Annotated in this window: 13 protein-coding genes; 2 read left to right on the top strand and 11 right to left on the bottom strand. The window is 60.9% G+C overall.

Going from position 1 to position 14,895, the window contains the following annotated elements:
- Positions 1–87: 87 nt before the first annotated feature.
- Entirely contained in the window at positions 88–1,050 is a 963-nt protein-coding gene (locus I6G90_RS08540; protein WP_111805803.1) for an ion channel, read from the bottom strand.
- A 66-nt stretch (positions 1,051–1,116) separates the two neighbouring features.
- Positions 1,117–2,763: a tetratricopeptide repeat-containing response regulator gene (locus tag I6G90_RS08535; protein ID WP_197930766.1), complete on the bottom strand. Its 1,647-nt coding sequence runs from the start codon at positions 2,761–2,763 to the stop codon at positions 1,117–1,119.
- Between the two features lie 296 nt (positions 2,764–3,059).
- Here I6G90_RS08535 and I6G90_RS08530 point away from each other — a divergent pair, with 296 nt between their 5' ends.
- The gene (locus I6G90_RS08530) at positions 3,060–3,485 is read left to right on the top strand and encodes an Hsp20/alpha crystallin family protein (protein ID WP_042057885.1); all 426 of its coding nucleotides are present in this window, start codon (positions 3,060–3,062) and stop codon (positions 3,483–3,485) included.
- Positions 3,486–3,536: 51 nt separating this feature from the next.
- On the opposite strand, the gene I6G90_RS08525 is transcribed toward I6G90_RS08530, so the two are convergent.
- Positions 3,537–4,595: an FAD:protein FMN transferase gene (locus I6G90_RS08525; protein WP_197930764.1), complete on the bottom strand. Its 1,059-nt coding sequence runs from the start codon at positions 4,593–4,595 to the stop codon at positions 3,537–3,539.
- Between the two features lie 336 nt (positions 4,596–4,931).
- On the opposite strand from I6G90_RS08525, the gene azu reads away from it, so the two are divergent.
- On the top strand, positions 4,932–5,372 hold the full coding sequence (azu, locus tag I6G90_RS08520) for an azurin (protein WP_042656977.1): 441 nt from the start codon (positions 4,932–4,934) through the stop codon (positions 5,370–5,372).
- A gap of 131 nt (positions 5,373–5,503) precedes the next feature.
- Here azu and I6G90_RS08515 read toward each other — a convergent pair whose 3' ends face one another.
- The 8 genes from I6G90_RS08515 to I6G90_RS08480 form a co-directional block, all read right to left on the bottom strand.
- Entirely contained in the window at positions 5,504–6,061 is a 558-nt protein-coding gene (locus I6G90_RS08515; protein ID WP_103250621.1) for a HutD family protein, read from the bottom strand.
- Positions 6,062–6,146: 85 nt separating this feature from the next.
- Positions 6,147–6,806, bottom strand: a complete 660-nt coding sequence (locus tag I6G90_RS08510; RefSeq protein WP_042057879.1) for a YceH family protein — start codon at positions 6,804–6,806, stop codon at positions 6,147–6,149.
- Positions 6,807–6,944: 138 nt separating this feature from the next.
- On the bottom strand, positions 6,945–9,083 hold the full coding sequence (locus I6G90_RS08505) for a GGDEF domain-containing protein (protein ID WP_197930755.1): 2,139 nt from the start codon (positions 9,081–9,083) through the stop codon (positions 6,945–6,947).
- Entirely contained in the window at positions 9,080–10,273 is a 1,194-nt protein-coding gene (locus I6G90_RS08500) for a sugar ABC transporter substrate-binding protein (protein WP_197930747.1), read from the bottom strand. The genes I6G90_RS08505 and I6G90_RS08500 overlap by 4 nt, the downstream gene beginning before the upstream one ends.
- A 161-nt stretch (positions 10,274–10,434) precedes the next feature.
- Positions 10,435–10,650, bottom strand: a complete 216-nt coding sequence (locus I6G90_RS08495) for a YdcH family protein (RefSeq protein ID WP_042057872.1) — start codon at positions 10,648–10,650, stop codon at positions 10,435–10,437.
- A gap of 276 nt (positions 10,651–10,926) precedes the next feature.
- Complete coding sequence (locus I6G90_RS08490) at positions 10,927–11,538, bottom strand: hypothetical protein (RefSeq protein WP_111805811.1); 612 nt, start codon at positions 11,536–11,538, stop codon at positions 10,927–10,929.
- On the bottom strand, positions 11,535–12,896 hold the full coding sequence (locus I6G90_RS08485) for an MATE family efflux transporter (RefSeq protein WP_042057867.1): 1,362 nt from the start codon (positions 12,894–12,896) through the stop codon (positions 11,535–11,537). Before I6G90_RS08485 ends, I6G90_RS08490 begins: the two co-directional genes overlap by 4 nt.
- Before the next feature lie 120 nt (positions 12,897–13,016).
- A complete protein-coding gene (locus tag I6G90_RS08480; RefSeq protein WP_197930745.1) occupies positions 13,017–14,840 on the bottom strand; it encodes a SulP family inorganic anion transporter in 1,824 nt (607 codons plus the stop codon).
- Between the last annotated feature and the right edge of the window lie 55 nt (positions 14,841–14,895).

Below are 14,895 nucleotides of genomic sequence, written 5' to 3'. Positions count from 1 at the left end.
GGAACCGGAGCGTATAGATATACGTGAGGATTCCGAGCAGCACATGAGCCTTGATCACGGCCTCGCAGCAAGATCGTGGGCAGGTTGTCAGCGGGTCATCTTTTTGACGAATACCACCACAAACAGCGCCAGCGTGAAGCTGCCGGTAAAGGCCTCGAAGGCGGCGAAGAGCCTTGAGAGGCCGACCGGGGTAAAGTCGCCATAGCCCAGGGTGGTGAAGGTGACCACGCTGTAGTAGAGGCACTCGAGCAGGAAGATGGCGTTCTGTTCGAAGGGGGCATCCGGCCGATAGATTAGGTGGTTGCCGGAGAAGTTGAGGCCGCAGAAGAAGTAAAAAATGCTGCAGATAAAGATGAGCAGCAGGGAGAAGAGCACCACCCGCATCGGGGCCTCGCCATAGCCGCAGAACAGATCGACCACCCAGGAGGTGAAGCGCTGGCTCGACCAGAGCGGCAGTTGCAGCCGGCGCATGGTGAGCTCCTGCTGGATATAGTTGCCGGACATGGTGAAGATCCCCTGCGCCTCGGAGGCTTTGCGCAGATCCCGGTAGGTCTCTTCCGCCTCCTTGAACCAGACACGCGCCTGTTTGGGATCCCGTTCGCGGCGGCCCTTGCGATCCTGCATCACCCGTTTGCCGGTCTGCATGTTGTCGAGCCGGGTGTTGTGCCAGCGGATGCCGAGCAGGTTGACGTCATCGAGGGTGGCGCACTGGAGGTTGGCATCACTGAGATCGGCCTTCATCAGGCTGCCGCCCTTCATGCGCAGGCCGTAGAGGTGGCCACCGCGCAGGTTGGCGCGATAGAGGTTGCACTGCTCCAGCAAAAATCCCTGATCGGACTCCTTGTTGACCAGATTGAGGCCAGCCAGATTGGCCCGTGACAACTGCAGGCCGTGGCAGAGACCGCCAGCGCGAACGTACTGCTCGAGCGCCTCGGCGGTGTGGGCTTCCTGATGGGGTCTGTGGGGATCATGCCAGTGGCAGAGCTCGTGCTCGCCAGCCTCTTCACTGCAGTGGCGGCCATCGGCCACCAGATAACGACACATCGCCATCTTCGTTTCCCTCGCATTGCCGAACTGGTTTCAGCATAGGTGGGGAAAAGGGGGCGTGGCGGCGTCTTAGCTGAACTGGTTGAACTCCTGACGCAACTTGCGAAAACGCTCCTGCTGGGCCGGGTTGAGGGGGATGCCGTCGAGCACGTCCAGGGTGTCTTTGCACTCGGCGCCAAATTCCGGGCTCTTGCGGTTTTTCTGCATCAGTTGCAGCAGCACCTGGATCTTGTTGAGGGCGGCACCGGTATTGGCGGGGGCGCGGCGCAGGGCCTCGCGAAAATGGCCGAGGGCCTGCTCCAGCTCGCCACTCTGATAGGCCTTGATCCCCAAATCGTTGAGCTGCTGGTAGCGCTGACGTCGCTCCAGCACCGTCTTGTCATCCCGGGTCGCCTGAATGCAGGTGGTGAGCAGCCGGTCTTCGTCTTCCGCCAGCAGTCCCTGCAGGCTCTCGGCATACTCGAACTCGCCGAGCTGGTAGAGGGCGAGGATGGTCTCGCCAAGCAGGGCGGGGGGCATGGTGGCCGGTTCATCGAGCCAGTTCTGGTTGGCGCGATAGAGCATCTTCTTGCCCTTGAGCAGCTCCCCCAGCGCAATTTGCACCCGGGCCTGACAGATCTGCTCGAACACCGGGTAGTTGAACTCCGACATCATCAACGAATCGCGGATGCGCGACAGGGCCGAATTGACCTGCTTTTGCAGGTTGGCGATGTGGTAGCTGTCGTTGCTGTTGAGGGCGTAGAGGGTCAGGGTCTGGATATAGGCCCCCAGATAGTGGGGGGTGCGATGGATCGAGTTGCGCGACAGATCGATGAGGGCAAGCAGCACATCCTTGGCCTGGGCGTAGTCGTGGCGCTGCAGGCACACCTCCGCCAGCCGGCGGGAGAGTTGCACCGACTGGGGGGAGATATCCACCGCCCGTCTCAGCTCCTGCTGCGCCTGCTCGTCATGGCCGAGGGCCAGCAGGGACTCTGCCAGCCAGAGGTGAGCCTCCACCATCAGCGGGGTATTCTTGAGGGTCGCCTGCAGATGGCTGACCGCCTCTTCGTGGAGTCCCAGAGTGTTGCACGCCTTGCCCAGTGTCAGGCGGGCCCAGCTGTTCTCCTGTCCGGCCAGCAGCTGGCGCATCAGGGCACGCGCCTCCTGTGCCTGACCCAGCTTGAGGTGGGTATCGGCCTGCAGGCAGCGGCAGTAGTTGGCAAAACGGGGCACCGCATCGGCCCGCTCGGCGCAGGCGGTAATGAGGGCTGCCAGATTGTCATCGGCCAGCGCGGTAAAGACGCTGGCCAGGGCGTTGCGCCGGGCGAGGGCACGCTTCAAGCGAAACGAGAACTGCTCCTGGGAGAAGGGCTTCATCAGGTATTCGTCGGGCTCGGCTTCCAGTGCGCTCAGTACCATGGCGCGGGAGCTGTCGCCACTCACCATGATCACCACGCTTTGGGGCGGGATCAGATCTTTGTCGCGCAGGCTTTCGAGCAGCTGGCGACCGTTTTCGCCGACCCCCAGATCGTAATCGATGAGATAAATGTCGAAACTGCCCTTCTGGCAGCGGCGCCGCGCATCCTCGGCGGTATTGGAGTAGGTGATGTTGCTGATCCCCAGATTGATCAGCATCGCCTTCATCATCACCTGAAACGAGCGCTGCTCATTGACCATCAGAATGCGTTGGGGCTTGGCTGGGCTCTTTTTTTCTGGCTCTTGTTCAGGTGTCTGCATCTGTCTGGGTCGAGGCGCTGCGGGCTGATGAGGGAAAGTGTGCCACCAAAGCGCGTGAAGTGGCAATCAATGTGCTTTTGCCGCCTCGCTTTCTGTTCACGGGTCACGTTTTCTCCGGATTTATCGGGGCCATGTGGTTGATCCATATCAAATAAAGTTCAGATGGGGTGGCAGCCAGCGGCGCGCTTTTTAGACTGATAGAGGGGACCGGAGAGACGCTTCGGTCAGCTGTAGACCCTATCAGGCAGGCATCAGGGCCTGCATCTGTCCATGGAACAATCAGGGAGGGAGCAAAAATGAGTCTGTTACCGAGCCGTACCAGTCTGTTCGATGACCTGTTTCGCGATATGGCGTCCGGCTTCTATATTCGTCCCCTGCACGGGGATCCGCTACCGAGCCAGATCAGGCTGGATTTGAAAGAGAGTGATGACAACTATCTGTTGCAGGCCGAGCTGCCTGGGGTCGCCAAGGAGGATATCCATGTGGATATCCATGGCAAGCAGGTGACCCTGAAGGCGGAGATCCGCCAGTTTGACAGCGAGAACAAGGATGAGCGAACCCTGCGCAGTGAACGCTACTTCGGCAGTGTCTCGCGCACCCTGGAGTTGCCGGTCGAGGTAGCGCTGGACAAGGTCAGCGCCAGGTTCGAGAACGGCATCCTCACCTTGCAACTGCCCAAGCAGGTGGAAACCCCGGCACCTCATCGGGTGACCATCGAATAACCCGTCATCAATGACCTCTAATGATAAGGCCCCGTTCTCGGGGCCTTATGTTCAGGAGTGTTTTTCTGCCCGCTTCTCTGCTAGATAGGGGGCAAATTGCGGCGTGTACTCGGCCTTGAACCCCTGTCCGGTTTTGACGATGAGATAGACCGCCAGCTTATGCTGCTTGGCAAAAGCCATCGCCTGCTCGGGGCCCATCACCATCAGCGCGGTATCGAGGGCATCGGCCTCCAGCGCGGTCGGGGTGATCACGCTGGCAGAGACCAGCTTGTGAGTGACCGGCTGGCCAGTGGCGGGGTCGATGATATGGGAGTAGCGCTGGCCATCCAGCTCGTAGTAGTTGCGATAGCTGCCTGCGGTGCTGAGCGCCATGCCGTTGGGGATGACGATATCGGAAAACGCCCCCGGCTGATCGGAGGGCTCGACGATGGCCACTCTCCACGGCGAACCCTTGCTGTTGTTACCCTTGCTGCGCACCGCACCGGCCACTTCGATCAGGTAGTTGTGTACCCCCTTGCCCTCGAGCAGGGCGGCAATCTCGTCAGAGGCGGCCCCTTCGCCGAGGGTGGAGAGGTCGAGATAGAGATCCGGTATCGTTTTTTCGAGCAGGAAGTGATCCCCCTGCGGGGTCAGGGTCAGCTTGTCGATCCCCACCTTGTGGCGGGCGGCGGCAATGGCCGCCTCATCGGGTCGCTTGACCGGGCGTTTGTCGGGGCCAAAGCCCCACAGATTGACCAGTGGCCCCACGGTCACATCCAGCTTGCCGTCGGTCAGCCGACCGGCATCAATTCCCTGCTGGACGATGATGGCCATGGTGGGCGGAATGGCAAACGGGGCGTTGGCTGGCCCCTGATTGAAACGGGAGATGAGCGAGCCCGGATCGTAGGTAGAGATCTCCTTGTTCATTCGGGCCAGCAAGCTTTCTACGTCGCTTTTGAGGGCGGGCTCCCCACCGGGGTAGTTATCGCTCAGGGTCACCACATAGTAGGTGCCCATGGTCTTGCCCTGAATGCGGGTCTGGGCAGGCGGGGTGGGCTGGCAGCCGGCCAGCGCCAGCAGCAGGGTCAGCAGCAGGCCGCGCAGGGCCGCCACGGGGGTTATCGCAATCATCCGGCGCTCTCATCTGGAGAAGGTTCATATCGGGGCGCTAGCTTAGCCAAGGGGCGCCCGCCGGGCGAGCCCTGATAGGGGCAATCGGAAGGAAAAAGGCAGAAAAAATTAAACAGTTTTGAACCTGTGGCTGGAGCGGGTCGTATCGTCCATCCGTGAGGGGAGATATTGGCGAGTGCAGCACCATCTGGTGACCTGGCCCGCAGCTTTGGCCAAAAGCCATAGCCGATTGAAGACAATTGAGTAAAATGAAGGTTGATTTAGACGGCATCTTTGCGAAGCGTTAACCGCATCCGCCAAGTCGTTGCCATCCATTGCCAATCAAAGGAGAAGATGATGAAAAAGGCGATTACCCTGCTGTTGCTGAGTACCCTGGCTGCCCCCGTGCTGGCGGATGAGTGTGCACTGGTCATCGAAGGCAATGATGCCATGCAGTACAACCTCAAAGAGATGAGTGTGCCGGCCACCTGCAAAGAGGTGACGGTCACCCTGAACCATACCGGCAAGCTGCCTGCTACTGCCATGGGCCACAACTGGGTGCTGGCCAGCACTGCCGACTATCAGACCGTGGCGACTGCCGGTATGAGCGCCGGGGCCGAGAATGACTACCTGCCCAAGGATGATCCCCGTGTGCTGGCTCACACCAAGCTGATCGGCGGCGGCGAGAGCAGCAGCGTTACCTTCAAGACTGATGGTCTGGCGGGCAAGGATCTCACCTTCTTCTGCTCCTTCCCCGGCCACTTCGCCATGATGAAGGGCGCCTTCAAGGTCAACTAAGGCGATAACCGGCATCGAGCCGGTTGCCTCAATAGCAAAAGCCGGGATTACCCGGCTTTTTCATCTCTATTGTTTGTGTGTAGCGTGGCATAACATGGCTGCATGCCCGCCGACTTTCACCGACTTTCGCGCTATTTAGCCTGCAGGGTAAAGAAGGCGATGGCGGTCTTCTTCTGGCATTCGAAGTGAATGCTCTCTTCTCCGGTTACCACCAGTGTCTCGTTGATGGCCACCTCTTTGCCCTGCACGGTCAGCTGGCCGCTCAGCAGGTGGCAGAGGTAGGTCTTCTCTGGCTCGAGGGTAAGGGTCAGCGGGAAGGGGAGGTTTAGCACCCGCACGTTGGCGCTGATGCGATCCGGATGGTAGATAAGCCCCAGATCGGTCACCTCTTTTTTCAGCAGCTCGCAGTGGGTCTCCTCATCGCCGCTAAAGTGCGCCGCCTCGAAGGTGGCGTAGGGGTGGCCGTTGAGCACAAAGCCAGCCCCGCTCACCGGCAGCAAAATGCGCTGATAGCCGGGAAAGGGGGAGAAGGGGCCCGCGCTCTTGATGGGGGCCGAGCTCAGTCGATAGTCAAAGTCGAGTTTGGCAAGGCTGCTCCCTTTGGGGGAGATGAGGATCTGGCTGGTGGTGCCCTGCTGGTTTTTCCAGGGCATCTTCTGGTGGTCAGACTCTTTAATCAGGGTGATCACGGGCACTTCCTCACGATGAAAAAACGCAGGGAGCCGGGGACATCAGCCCCGGCTCCCTGATAGAGATTGGCGATGGTAAAAGCGATCAGCCCTGACCATCCAGTGCGGCCAGCCGTGCTTCCATGGCGGCGAGACGGCTCTTGAGCTCGCTCACCTCCTGCTCCAGCTCGCTCAGGCGATCCGCCGCAGGGGAGGCATAGGCTGCGGCGGGGGCGGCATCCATCATCGCCTGAATATCCACTTCGCCGCTGAACAGGTGAGCGTAGCGGGATTCGCGCTTGCCCGGCTCGCGCGGCAGCTTGACCACGTAGGGGCCACGCTCGATAAGGGCGCCGAGCACCGCATCCACTTCGGTGACATCATCGAAGCTGCAGAGGCGGTTGGTGCGTGAGCGCAGCTCCCCCGGGGTTTGCGGGCCGCGCAGCAGCAGCTCGCAGACGATGCCGAGCTCCTGGGCGCTGAATTTCAGCTCGCCAAATTCGGTGTTGCAGAACCTGTGCTGGTAGCGGGGCACCCGGGCGTTGAAGCCGGCGGTGTTGACCACCAGCCGCTTGCGGATCAGCTCGTCCACCACGGCGCGGATATCGAGCTCGGAGAGCTCCAGCACCGGCTCGCGGTTGCTCTTCTGGTTGCAGGCGTTGACCAGCGCATTAAGGGAGAGGGGATATTGATCCGGGGTGCAGATCTCTTTTTCAATCAGACAGCCGATGACGCGGGCCTCCAGCGGGCCAAGTACTAACTCCATTTCCTACTCCCTTCCGAATCGAAACATCAAGAGCCCCTATCTTAGTCATGGCCCGCGCCGCGTCTAGCGTTGCGCGCCATTTTTGCGAGGTCATCAGGGGGTTGGCGAAAGGCTCGCCAACGCCGGAGGCATCCGGTTTTACTGCTGCTCCTGATAGAAGCGCGCCTTGTCGGCATACATGGCATCGTCTGCCACCCGGCTCAGCTCTGCCAGCGGGGTCTGGTCGCTGCTGCTCCAGCCGATGGCAAAACGCAGCGGGAAGCTGTGCTCGCCATGCTGCACGGTGGCGTGGTGCTGGCTTGCTTCCAGTCGGGCTGCCAGCCGCTGACTGGCAAGGTGATCGGCCTCCGCCAGCAGCACGAACTCGTCGCCGCCGATGCGAAAGATCTTCTCATCCTGACGGCAGAGGGTGCGCAGCTGGCGAGCCATCTGGATCAGCAGGGCATCGCCTGCTTCGTGCCCATACTGGTCGTTGGTGCGCTTGAGGCCGTTGAGATCGAGCATGAACAGGGCGAGGTGACGCTCGGGATGGCGCGCCAGCACCGCCTGATAGTGATGGAAGGCCTCTTCGAACGCCTGCCGGTTGGGTAACCCGGTGAGATTGTCGGTGCGGGCGACCCGCGCCAGCTCGTCGGTGAAGAGGCGTCCTTCGATACCCACCGCCAGCTGCTTGGCAAACAGCCGCAAGATGGCCCTGTCTTCGGACTCCAACCCTTCGGCGCTCACCATCAGATAGCCAAACAGCACGCCGCTCTGGCTGCCGGGCAGGGTCATGATCTTCCAGAGCGTGTTATCCCACAGGCATTCGGAGTGTCTGATCTCTTCATCTATCAGCTGGGCTAGCTTCTCCTGCAGGGCATCCCGCAAGGGGGCATCCACCCCCTGGGTCAGGGAGTAGTGAGGCTCTCCGTCGCGGCGGATCACCAGCCCCCAGCGGTGGCCGGGATAGAGCTGGGATAGCTGCAGCAGGGCGGAGCTGGCCAGCTCGGCAATATCGATATCCAGCTGCTGGTGCAGGCCGAACTGCAGCCAGGATTGCAGGATATGGCGGCTGCGCTCCTCCCGGCTCAGGGCCGAGCGCAGGGCTGTCGTTTGCGAGGCCACCTCTTGCTCCAGCTCGTCGTTGAAACCGAGCAGCCGCTGGTTGAACGCCTCTTTCTCGCTATTGGCGCGCTGCAGCTGTTCGTTTTGCTGGTAGAGCGCCCGTACCTGGGCCGAGATGGTGTAGGCCATCTCCTGCAGCAACTGGCGTACCTCGTCGTACTCCACAAAGCGCAGCGGTGCTTGCTGTTGCTGGTAGTTGCCCTTGCCATAGCTGCGCACCAGCGCGGCCAGCGAGCGCAGCGGTCGGGTGAGCCAGCGGGTGAGCCAGACGCAGCCGATGGCCACCAGCAGCAACATGCCGACAATGCTGCCGGTCAGCAGCTGCTGGGATTTGTTGAGCTCGCTGACCCTGTCATCGCTGTAGCTGTAGAGGGTGATGGTGGGGGTGATCTCCTGCTCCAACTGGGGCCAGCCGATGACCAGGGGTTGCGCCATCTTGCTTGGCTCCCTGTCATCCATTGCGTTGGCGCTCTGGTGAGCCCCTTCGTAGAGACGGTTCTTGCCCTGGGAGATCACCAGATATTCGCTCCCCTTGAGATAGGGCTCCAGCAGTTGGGCCATCTGTCGCCAGGGGAGGATGGCCATCACGAAGCCGGAAGGGGTCTGCATCACCCCTGCGCGCTGGTGATTGCGATAGATGGGGGCCACCAGTGCCAGCCCGCCGCTGCGGTTTTGCTCCATGTCGCCGACCAGCACGGGATCATCGACGGGCAGTAGCAGATGCTTGCCCTGTTTCGCCTCGCGGGTCTTGCTCCAGGCCATCAGCTGCGGCATCAGATTGCTCGATTCGAGGTGGGAGGCCTGGCCATTGATGTACTCCACCACCAGCCCCTTGTCATCGATGAGATAGGCCGAGGTGAGCAGGCTGTTGGACTTGATGAAGGCGGCCAGTGCCAGCCGGGCATGGCTGGAGAAAAGGAAGTTGTCGAGGGCCTGATGGAGCACCCGATCCTGACTGAGCTGATTGATCTGGGTGCCGATCATCTCGCTGCGAAAACGGGCTTCGCGAGTCATGCTGGTGAGGGCCCGCTCCAGCTGTGACTGCTCGCTCTGGGCGATGATCTGGTGCTGGCGGGTCAGCAGCACCACGCTGGCCAGCAGCGCTGGCAGCAGGGCCACGGTGAACAGAATGATGATGAGGGTCGGGCCGAGCCGAACGGTGCGATGGTTCATGGTGCTTTGACCTGTCGGTACTGCTGATCGGCCAGCTGTTGCATGTAGCGGGCGGTGTCGGCGGCACTGATCCCCTCTTTAAAGCGCTCGAACCCTTTATCCATCGCTTGCCAGGCAATGGACATGGCGCTGTCGGAGGGCATGGGGGTGGTGAGGGTGAACTGTTCCAGCAGCACTTTTTCCCGAGGCGTGGGGTTGTGGCTGATGGTGGCAAAGGCCTGCTGATTGACCGGCAACAGTGCCCCCTGTCGATAGATGAACTGCTGGATATCCTCACGCTGGAGAAAGGCCATCAGCGCCTTGATGACGGGCTGCCGGTCCTCATCGTCCATCGCCCAGCGGGAGGCGCCCATCACGTAGGCGCCGCTCATGGAGTGCATGGGGCGCGTCTGCCAGTGGGGCAGCAGGGCGACCCCCAGCTGATCCCCCATGTTTTTCACCAGATCATTGAAAGCCCAGTCTCCGTTGATGAGGTAGGCACTCTTGCCTTCGTTGAAGCGGGCGAGGGCGGCGTCATAGTCGCAGTCGGGATCGATCCACTGCTCGCTGGCGACGGTGCGGTAGGCCTCCAGTGCCTGCACCATGGCCGGGGTGTCGAGGGTGATGCGCCCTTCGGTCACCGGCGAGCCGCCAAAGGTGTGCAAAAAGGCGGCGAAGTAGTACATGTCGTGATAGGGCCAGCTGACGGGGTAGACCCCCTTGGCCTTGAGGGCCGGAGTGATGGCAGCCAGTTGCTGCCATTGGGTCACCGGCGCCGAGACCAGCTTCTTGTTGTAAAACAGCATCAGGTGGTTGCCCTGCATCATGGGCATGCCCCAGCGTTGGCTGTCGAGGGTGACATAACGCAGGGCGCTGGCCATCAGTACGGGGGAAAACCACTCGGCGGGGAGGGGGGCGAGGGCCATCTGGCGATAGAGACCGATAAAGTCGGACGGGATCAGCATCAGATCGGGCAGCCCCCTGGCTTGCGCCGCCAGCAGGAGATCCGCCTTGATCTTGCCCGGTTCGATCTGGGTGACCCGCACGCTGTGGTTGCCTTCTTGATTGAAGCGGGCGATCACCTCGTCGATCACGTAACCGGCCTGCTGGGAGTGCCACAGCTCCAGCTCAGGCTCCTGAGCCCGCAGGGGGTGGTTCAATGCGAACAGGCAAAGCAGCAAGAGATGATAAAAGGATCGTTTTATGCTCATGTTACCATCACCGTTATACCTTGAATTCCAAAGGGAAATGTAACAAACAACCGGCAATGTCGGTAGGCACGGGCGCCAACTAATTGACTGAAACGACAAAAAGCCCGGCTCTTGGGCCGGGCTGGAGGATAAATTGCTTATCCGGGTATTCTTCGAGGCATCTAGTGTGGATGTTGTTTGAGGATGTCGTATATCTCCTCTTTCAGTTTGAGTTTCTGTTTTTTCAGATCCCTCACCTCGGCGCTATAGTCGCTGGCGTGATGCTTTTCCAACTTTCTAATCTCCGCATCCAGGTCGTTGTGCAAGTCAAACTTCTTCTGGAAATGGACATCACTGCTCTTCAGTTTCGAGATGAGTTCTCTGTACTCTGGGAACATGTAATGGAACCTCCTTGGTTTCGTTTGATTGTGCCTGTAAGACCAAAGCTACCCCTTAGTGCCGGGGATAAATGTGATCCTGATCGAATTTGGGGGCAATCATTTGGAGTATTTGGCGGGATGTTTATAAGTTGTTGAATTAAAACAAAATAAGTGATTTATCAATCTGAATGGTGCACAAAACTGTGCGGTAAGTCACAACAGGGGCGGCGCTGGCGTGAGGGGACAGGATCAACAAAGGGGCCGTGTGGCCCCTTTGTCTGGGTGCTGGCGACGTTACTGTTTTTCTTCGTCCGCCGGCTCTTTTTTCTTTTTCTTCTCGGGCAGCGGCTTGCCATCGCGGTGGATCACCTTGCCCGCTTCAAAGCCAATCTGGGCGGCCAGCTCTTCGAGATCGGCCGACTTGGCCTGATCCCCGATGGCGTAGCGATAGTTGGCGATGGAGAGCTTGTCAGCCACCGGCGTGCCCGGGACGATTGGCTCACGCCAGCCCTGACCGATGTGGGCTACCAGGGTGCCGTTCATCAGCAGCTCGCCGACGATCTCCTGGGTCGGGTTGCCCTTGCCGTAGGTGAGACCCTGAGGGTGCTTCTTGCCGACCAGCGGCTCGTTGCTGGCGGGCATCAGCTTGGTGCGGATCAGCCACTTGGGCTTTTTGGTGTTGCCCACCGCCTTGCCGGTCTGGTACTCGTTGATCTTGATGGTCTTGATCATCTGGGCCATGAAGTCCTTGGTCAGCGCCTTCTGGGCGTCGCTGGTTTCATCGATGGCGATGGGGGCCACATACCAGGTCTGGGTGGCTTGAGCCTTGGGAGCGGCAGGGGCAGTTTGCGCCATGGCCAGGGGGCTGAGCAGGATGGCAGCCAGCAAGAGTCCTATCTTCTTCATTGTGATTCCGCTTTTGTTTCAACAAGAATTTTGTTTTGCCAGCGACGACTGCGCCAGCGCCAGAACATGGCCAGACCGCGCACCCACTCGTCGCAGGCCAGCGCCAGCCAGATACCGACCAGTCCATAGCCCTGCATGATACCGAGGAAATAGGAGAGTGGCACGGCAATTCCCCACATGGAGAGCAACGCCATGTAGAGCGGGAAACGGGCATCCCCGGTGGCCCGCAGGGCGTTGATCACCACCAGATTGAAGGTGCGGCCGGGCTCGAGGATAAGGCTGATAAGAAACAGTTGTGCCACCTGGGTGATGATGTCGGCATCATCGGTAAAGAGGCTGATGATGGTGCGGCCATTGAGGGCCGCCGCCACGGCGATGACGCAGGTGACCGCCAGCCCCAGCTTGAGGCTCTTGAGCAACTGTTGATAGGCGCGATCGAACTGTCTGGCGCCCGCCAGATGGCCGATGATGATCTCGTTGCCAAGGCCGATGGAGAGGCCAAACAGCAGGATAAACAGGCAGATCTGGAAGAAGTAGGATTGGGTTGCCAGCGCCTTGTCACCCAACAATCCGACAAAGGCTGTCACCACCATAAACTGCAGCATCCAGGAGAGGTTTTCCCCCGCCGCAGGCAGGCCGATATGGAGCACCTTGCCCAGCATCTCGCGGCTGGGGTGGACTATATCGCGCACCACCAGTCGAATGCCGGTCTTGCGGGCCACCAGCCACACCAGTAGCACCACGCCGACCAGTCGGCCAGCCACTGTGCTGATGGCGACACCGGCTACTCCCAGCTGGGGCAGGCCGAACCAGCCGTAGAGCAGCAACAGGTTGCCGACGAAGGTGATGAGGTTGACGATCAGGGTCACATACATCGCCTGACGGGTGTGGCCGTGGGCGCGCAGGGTGGCCGCCAGACAGAGGGCTGCGGCCTCCGGCAACAGGCAGAGACCGATGATCTGCAAGTAAAGCGTCGCGTCGCTCATCAGGTTGGCGGGCAGGTTCATCAGCGCCAGCATGGTGCTGGCCCCCGCCATCACGCCGATGGCGGCCACCAGCCCGATCAGCAGGTTGAAGCCGATGGCGGTGTGGATCACCACCCGGCTCTTCTCCCGATCGCCCGCGCCCAGATACTGGGTTATCACCACGCTGGTACCGATGCTGACGAAGCTGAACAATGTGATGGCGAGATCGAACACCTGATTGCCGACCGCCAGCGCGGCCACTCCCTGATAGGAGACGTGACCCACCATGAAGGTGTTGAGGGCGCCGGTCAGAAAGTGCAGGGCGAGATCGATAAAGAGCGGCCAGGTCAGCGCAAAGAGGGTGCCCGGGCCTGCGTGGGATTGAGATTGCATGGCATGTCCAACAGCTGGGAGGGCACGGGGGAGTGCCCTCTGGGGGCGCATTTAACACCAAGGTAAAGGCCGGTGCAATCCTTGTGCAGGATTGCCCGGCCAGAGGATCGGGCCAAGGGATCAGGCAGGGGTGGCGCCCGCCTCCTGTTCGCTCGGCAGGGTGAGGCGTGCCGAGTCGGGCAGGGCATCATCCTGCGGCCAGTGTGAGCGGATGGCATCGGTCGTGCTCTCCACCACAGCATCATCCCTGAACACCGGCTCGCGGTAGCAGCGGGTCATGCGCAGCGCCTGATACATATCCGGGCAGAGGATGATCCCTTCATCGCCCACCCGCACGCCCGCCTGCTTGAGCCAGTGGGTCATCTGGCCATGGCGGCCCGCCATCACCATATGGATGCCGCGCCGTTTCAGATCCTTGTGCAGCTCCCCCACCATGCTCATCACGCTGATGTCCTGATGGGTGAAACAGGCCACCGCGTCGATCACCAGACACTTGGGATTGTGGGGATCCTGCACCAGCAAGGCCAGCACCCGCCGCTTGAAGTAGGGGGCGTTGAAGTAGGTGAGCGGCGAGTTGAAGCGATAGACCAGAATGCCCGGGATCGCCTTGGCCAGCTCGTTGTCTCCCAAGGTGCGCACCACCCCCTCGTCATCCATGCCGAGCAACTGATCGGTGGGGCGCATCACATTGCGCAGGAACTGGAACAGCCCCAGCAGCACGGCGAGGGTGATCCCCGGGATCACCCCCATGGTGAGCACGCTGATAAAGGTGACCAGTGCCAGCCAGAACGCGGAACGATCGGAGTTGCGCAGCGCCCAGAGGCCGCGAAAATCGGTGAGCGACAGGGAGGCCATCACCAGCACCACCCCGAGGGCGGCGGTGGGAATGTATTTGAGCGGCGCCGTCAGATAGAAGGTGATGAGGGCGATCACTGCCGCGGCGATGATGGAGACCAGCTGGCTCTTGCCGCCGTTAGCATCGTTGACCGCGGTGCGTGAATCTGCCCCGCTGATGGCAAAGCCTTGCGAGACCGCAGAGGCGAGGTTCGCCATGCCAAGGGCCCGAAACTCCTTGTCCGCGTCTATCTCATAGCCGTTTTTGGCGGCAAAGCTGCGGGCGGTCAGCATCATGGAGACGAAGCTCACCATGGCTAGGTTAAGCGCAGGCAGCACCAGCTCCCGCATCAGGCCGGGAGGAAATTCCGGCATCTGGAAGGCGGGCAGGCCGGAACCCACCGCCCCCAGGGTGGCGATATCAAACTGGCCGAGATTGAAGCCCCACACCAGCGCAGCGGTCACCACCATGGCCACCATGGAGGAGGGCCATGCCGGTTTGTAGCGCTTGGCCAGCAGCAGGGTAAGCAGGGCCACCAGACTCATGGCCAGGGTCGGTAGATGGGTCTGGGTAATATAGGTGGCCCCGCTGGCGATCCGCTCGATGAGGTAACGTTCGCTAAAGGTGAAGCCGAAGATCTTGGAGAGCTGGCCCACCATGATGGTGATGGCCACCCCGTTGAGCAGCCCCATCAGGATCGGGCGGGAGAGGAAGTCCGCCAGCACTCCCAGCTTGAAGCGGCTGGCAATCAGGCACCAGAAGCCGGTCATGGCGGTCATGGTCATCACCAGTTGCCAGTGACGGGTCGGGTCGCCTGCGGCTAGCGGCGTCACAACGGCGGCAATGACCGCGCAGGTGGCGGCATCGGGGCCGACAATCAGCTGGCGGGAGGTGCCAAACAGGGCGTAGACCAGCATGGGCAGGATGCAGGAGTAGAGGCCGACGATGGCGCCCACCCCGGCGAGTTCGGCATAAGCGATGGCGACAGGCAGCGCCACGGCCGCCACCGAGAGTCCGGCGCGAAGGTCTGGCATCAACCAGGCGCGCTGGTATTGCAGCAGGGCGGCGAGGCCCGGTAGCCAGCGTTCGAGAGAGAAGAAGTCGCGCATTATTTAACCCATTGAGTTACAACCAGCTTTTCCCCTAGTGTGCCCAAGGTTATCG

The organism is Aeromonas allosaccharophila, assembly GCF_016026615.1.
GTDB classification, from domain to species: domain Bacteria; phylum Pseudomonadota; class Gammaproteobacteria; order Enterobacterales; family Aeromonadaceae; genus Aeromonas; species Aeromonas allosaccharophila.
The sequence above is the reverse complement of the archived record's forward strand: the minus strand, read 5'-3'. Positions and strand labels throughout refer to the sequence as shown.

Coding starts and splice junctions, on each gene's coding strand:
- I6G90_RS08540 (WP_111805803.1), bottom strand. CDS start 1,050: ATGGCGATGTGTCGTTATCTGGTGGCCGATGGCCGCCACTGCAGTGAA.
- I6G90_RS08535 (WP_197930766.1), bottom strand. CDS start 2,763: ATGCAGACACCTGAACAAGAGCCAGAAAAAAAGAGCCCAGCCAAGCCC.
- I6G90_RS08530 (WP_042057885.1), top strand. CDS start 3,060: ATGAGTCTGTTACCGAGCCGTACCAGTCTGTTCGATGACCTGTTTCGC.
- I6G90_RS08525 (WP_197930764.1), bottom strand. CDS start 4,595: ATGATTGCGATAACCCCCGTGGCGGCCCTGCGCGGCCTGCTGCTGACC.
- azu (WP_042656977.1), top strand. CDS start 4,932: ATGAAAAAGGCGATTACCCTGCTGTTGCTGAGTACCCTGGCTGCCCCC.
- I6G90_RS08510 (WP_042057879.1), bottom strand. CDS start 6,806: ATGGAGTTAGTACTTGGCCCGCTGGAGGCCCGCGTCATCGGCTGTCTG.
- I6G90_RS08505 (WP_197930755.1), bottom strand. CDS start 9,083: ATGAACCATCGCACCGTTCGGCTCGGCCCGACCCTCATCATCATTCTG.
- I6G90_RS08500 (WP_197930747.1), bottom strand. CDS start 10,273: ATGAGCATAAAACGATCCTTTTATCATCTCTTGCTGCTTTGCCTGTTC.
- I6G90_RS08495 (WP_042057872.1), bottom strand. CDS start 10,650: ATGTTCCCAGAGTACAGAGAACTCATCTCGAAACTGAAGAGCAGTGAT.
- I6G90_RS08490 (WP_111805811.1), bottom strand. CDS start 11,538: ATGAAGAAGATAGGACTCTTGCTGGCTGCCATCCTGCTCAGCCCCCTG.
- I6G90_RS08485 (WP_042057867.1), bottom strand. CDS start 12,896: ATGCAATCTCAATCCCACGCAGGCCCGGGCACCCTCTTTGCGCTGACC.
- I6G90_RS08480 (WP_197930745.1), bottom strand. CDS start 14,840: ATGCGCGACTTCTTCTCTCTCGAACGCTGGCTACCGGGCCTCGCCGCC.